Annotated in this window: 1 protein-coding gene; it reads right to left on the bottom strand. The window is 69.7% G+C overall.

Features of this window, described 5'->3' with window-relative positions; genetic code table 11:
* The coding region (locus ACPYOM_RS22725; protein WP_481347701.1) for an aldehyde dehydrogenase family protein at positions 1–227 on the bottom strand (227 nt) is incomplete at its 3' end.
* Positions 228–264 lie beyond the last annotated feature (37 nt).

Here is a 264-nt window from a genome sequence, read left to right as displayed (position 1 = left end):
TCTGGGTCCGGGGTCCACGTCACCGCGGCCATCCCGTACCGGGTGTCGTTGGCCAGGCGCACGGCCTCGATTTCGGTGTCGAACGGGATGAGCGCGGCGAAGGGTCCGAAGACCTCCTCGCGTACGGTGCGGTGGCTGTTGTCCAGGCCGGTCCACAGCGTCGGTTCGATCCACGCGCCGGCATCCAGGGCGCCTCCCAGCGATGGGACGCCGCCACCGGCGAGCACGCTCGCTCCTTCGTTCTGGGCCAGCTTCAGGTACGAC

This window comes from Monashia sp. HAY1-2A, from assembly GCF_056755315.1.
The sequence above is the reverse complement of the archived record's forward strand: the minus strand, read 5'-3'. Positions and strand labels throughout refer to the sequence as shown.